Source organism: Microbacterium neimengense, assembly GCF_054782995.1.
Genome location: NZ_BAAGRK010000007.1, coordinates 1 through 4,148 on the forward strand (window position 1 = coordinate 1; position 4,148 = coordinate 4,148).

General features: G+C 37.9%; 1 protein-coding gene, 2 tRNA genes and 1 rRNA gene. All 4 read left to right on the forward strand.

From position 1 onward, the window contains the following. A partial coding sequence (locus tag ACYVJS_RS10405; RefSeq protein WP_460739893.1) for a complex I subunit 1/NuoH family protein occupies positions 1–887 on the forward strand: 887 nt, incomplete at its 5' end. Positions 888–1,162: 275 nt separating this feature from the next. Further along, positions 1,163–1,235, forward strand: a tRNA-Thr gene (locus ACYVJS_RS10410). A gap of 183 nt (positions 1,236–1,418) precedes the next feature. After that, a tRNA-Gln gene (locus ACYVJS_RS10415) sits at positions 1,419–1,491 on the forward strand. A gap of 162 nt (positions 1,492–1,653) precedes the next feature. Next, positions 1,654–4,148, forward strand: a 23S ribosomal RNA gene (locus ACYVJS_RS10420); the annotation flags it as partial.

The window sequence follows — 4,148 nt, forward strand, 5'->3', positions numbered from 1 at the left end:
GATCTATGCAAAGACGGTTAGGTCCTAACCGAGTAGGATATTATGGTTTATTACAACCATTTGCCGATGCATTAAAATTATTTGTTAAAGAATCAGTAATTCCAGCTCATTCGAATAAAGCTTTATTCTTATTTGCTCCAATTATTTCTTTAATTACTAGTTTATTAGCATGGGGAGTAATTCCTTTTGGTGCAGGATTAACATTATCAGACTTAAGTTTAGGTATTTTATACCTATTAGCTGTAGGTTCTTTAGGAGTATACGGAGTAATTTTTGCTGGATGGTCAGCCAACTCTAAATATGCTTTCTTAGGAGGACTACGAAGTACTGCCCAAATGGTTAGTTACGAAGTTGTAATGGGATTAATTATTCTTACTGTAGTATTATTAGTAGGATCATTAAATCTAACTAATATTATCCAAGCTCAAATTAATGTTTGGTATATTATTCCATTATTACCACTTTCTTTAATGTTCTTAATTTCAGTTATTGCTGAAACTAATAGAGCTCCTTTTGATTTACCTGAGGCAGAATCTGAGCTAGTAGCTGGATTCTTTACTGAGCATTCTTCTGTACCTTTTGTAATGTTTTTCTTAGCTGAATATGCTTCTATTATTTTAATGTCTACATTTGTAGCCATGTTATTCTTAGGAGGATATTTAGTTCCTTTCGTATCTTTTGAAAACCCAACATTCTTCTCATTTGAAGGATTAGCTTTAGGTCTTAAAACTTGTTTAATCCTATTTATCTATATTTGGGTAAGAGCGTCTTTCCCAAGACTACGATATGATCAATTAATGTCATTTACTTGGACTGGAATGTTACCACTAACTCTAGGATTTATCATTTTAGTTCCTTGTATCTTAATGGCATTTGAAATTGCTTAATATTTAATCTACCCCGATTTAAAATTTTGCGGCACCATACGCCAAAATTTTATGGAAACCTACGTACCGAAGGATCGGCCCGAGGGCCCTTAAATTTATTAAAATCTTAACAAATGGCATTATATGTCTAGTTAAAATTCAAATTTTTAGTTTATATTAATTACCACCCCTTAATATATAAAAGGGTATTAATTAATAATATATACAGAGCAGTGAGTATAGTTTTTTAAATACGGGATGAATCTAACCCGAAAATAATAAAATAAAAGTAATAAGTTGGTTTAGCATAATTGGTAATGCACTCGATTTGTAATCGAGGTAATGGTAGTTCAAGTCTACTAGCCAGCATTTTAATTTTATTACGGCCGCGGGGCGATGGCATCATCACCCTAAGGTGTAATGTCGCCTACCCTGCGGATAAACAAAAGTCCCGGGTTTATCATGCACGCGTTTTCGTCTTAATAGAAAAACGGCAAAGCCGTCCGCTCACCTATGTCATTATAGGTCCCCCGTCTTTGCCGGAAATTTAATTGGGCTGTTGACTAATTGGTAAGTCACCGACTTTTGATGTCGGCTAATGGGAGTTCGAGCCTTCCCAGCCCAGTAATATAATTTAAAGGTTTTACATTAAATAAATATTAATTCTGATTCTCAACATAAATACGTGGTATAATTTAATAATTGTGTGTAAATAAAAAGTAAACATCGGTTATGTTTAATAAATTGATTAATAAAATAAGTATCCAATAATGATATGTAATGTATTACCAAGATGAAAAAGGGACTATCGGGGATGACTAGCCAATACATCCAAAGGAGGTAGTTTATACCAAAAATCGTAATGAATGATTTGATAATTACGATAATCCTAAGGGAAACCAATATAATAATAACTCTACGAACTGAAACATCTAAGTAGTAGAAGGAAAAGAAATCAACCGAGATCCCGTTAGTAGTGGTGAGCGAAAGCGGGTTAGCCTATTTTCTAACTATATAGTTTGTACTATATAGTTAATTTTTTCTTTAGGGAAAGAATTAAAATTAACTTATAATTTGTTTGGAATGACAAACCATAGAGGGTGAAAGTCCCGTGATAAGATAAATTAGAAAAGTAGTAAGTAAGATGAGAGATAACTTGTCTGAATATAGGGGAACCATCCTCTAAGGCTAAATATGATGTATTGAGCGATAGTGAAGAGTACCGTGAGGGAAAGTTGAAAAGTAAGTAGGTAACTGGTGAAAAGATCCTGAACCGGTAGTTCTATAAGCAGCAGGAATCTGAGTTTAAATACAAGATGACTGCGTACCTTTTGCATAATGGGTCAGCGAGTTAATCTGTGGTGCAAGTAGAAATACTTAGCGAAAGCGACTACGTTAAATGGGTAAGTACCATGGATTAGACCCGAAACCAGGTGATCTTACCATGACCAGGTCATTAAGGACCGAACCAGTGCCTGTGGCAATAGGCTTGGATGAGTTGTGGTAAGGGGTGAAAGGCCAATCTAACCTGGAGATAGCTGGTATTCCGCGAAACATATTTTGGTATGTTGTCCTTCGTATCTGTAAACTGGTACAGCACTGGATACTATGTCCCTTGTGGACTTGATTGGGGGGTCGTGATGGCTCTATCAATAGAATCGGTTATTTAACCGATTCCCAAACATTTATTGTTTGGGAATCTAACCTCGGAATGGTTTACAGTTAATAAAGGACGGTCAGACTATAGGTGCTAAGGTCTTTAGTCGAGAGGGAAACAGCCCAGAACAAGAATTAAGGTCCCTAAATACTACTAAGTGAAATTAAGGTAGTCCATGAAATTACACAACCATTCGGTGGGCTTGGAAGCAGCCATCCGTTAATGAAAGCGTAATAGCTCAATGGTCTGTATTTATAAGTTTCAAGGGCACCGACAATGTATCGGGTCTAAGTAGTATACCGAGATCTTGTCCCAACATTATAAAGAATGTTGGAGGGTAGCGGAACACTCAGGACATGGTTGAAGGATAGGGTTTCCTTATCTGGACATAACTGAGGAGAGAATGCTGACATGAGTAACGTAAAAGTGGATAAAATCCCACTCGCCGAAAGCAGAAGGGTTTCATGGCTAGGCTCAACCTCCATGAGTAAAGTAACGGCCTCTAAGATTTTTAAAATTACCCCGGTTGGCGGCTTGTACGTCCAATCGAGGACTTAATGAACTCCGATAGGAGTGATCGATGAGAAAAACTAATTTAGATAACAGTTTTAATATTAATATATATCAGTAATGGTGTCATATTAATTTAAAATTCAGGAAATGATCTAATTATTTAACCGTACCCTAAACCGACACTGGTCTGCTGGTAGAATATACCAAGGCGTTGAGCGAATCATCTTGAAGGAACTCGGCAAAATGACTCCGTAACTTCGGGAGAAGGAGTACGATTTTTATGATCGTGGCACAGAATAGAAGAGTACGACTGTTTACTTAAAACACCGGTCTTTGCTAATAGGAAACTAGATGTATAAAGACTGATACCTGCTCAGTGCTGGTAAGTCAAGAGAGGCACTAATACGGTGCTGATTGAACCTCCAGTAAACAGCGGTTGTAACTATAACGATCCTCAGGTAGCGAAATACCTTGGCCACTAATTATGGTCGCGCATGAATGGTTTAACGATACTCTTACTGTCTCCAAGATGAGCTCAGTGAAATTGAATTATCCGTGCAGATGCGGATTACCATTAGCTAGACGGGAAGACCCTATGCAGCTTTACTGTAGTTAGTCATTGTGTGCTTATAATTAAGGTGTAGAATACAAGGGAGTCGATTAGACATCAGTGAAATACCTTGACTTAATTAGGAGCACGCTATACCAAAATTTGGGACAGTGATTAATGGGCAGTTTATCTGGGGCGGATTTCTCCCATATAGTACCGGAGAAGTACAAAGGTCGGCTTAAATTGGATGGAAACCAATGGGCTAAAGATAGCCTAATTAAGTGTAATGGCATAAGCCGGCTTAACTGTAAGACTGACAAGTCATACAGATACGTAAGTAGGTCATAGTGATCCGGTGGTCCATCATGGAATGGCCATCGCTCAACGAATAAAAGCTACGCTAGGGATAACAGGCTGATCAATCTCGAGAGTCCATATTGACAGATTGGTTTGGCACCTCGATGTCGGCTCGTCGCATCCTGGGGCTGTAGGCGCTCCCAAGGGTTGGGCTGTTCGCCGAGTAAAGTGGTACGTGAGTTGGGTTAAGTACGTCGTGAGACAG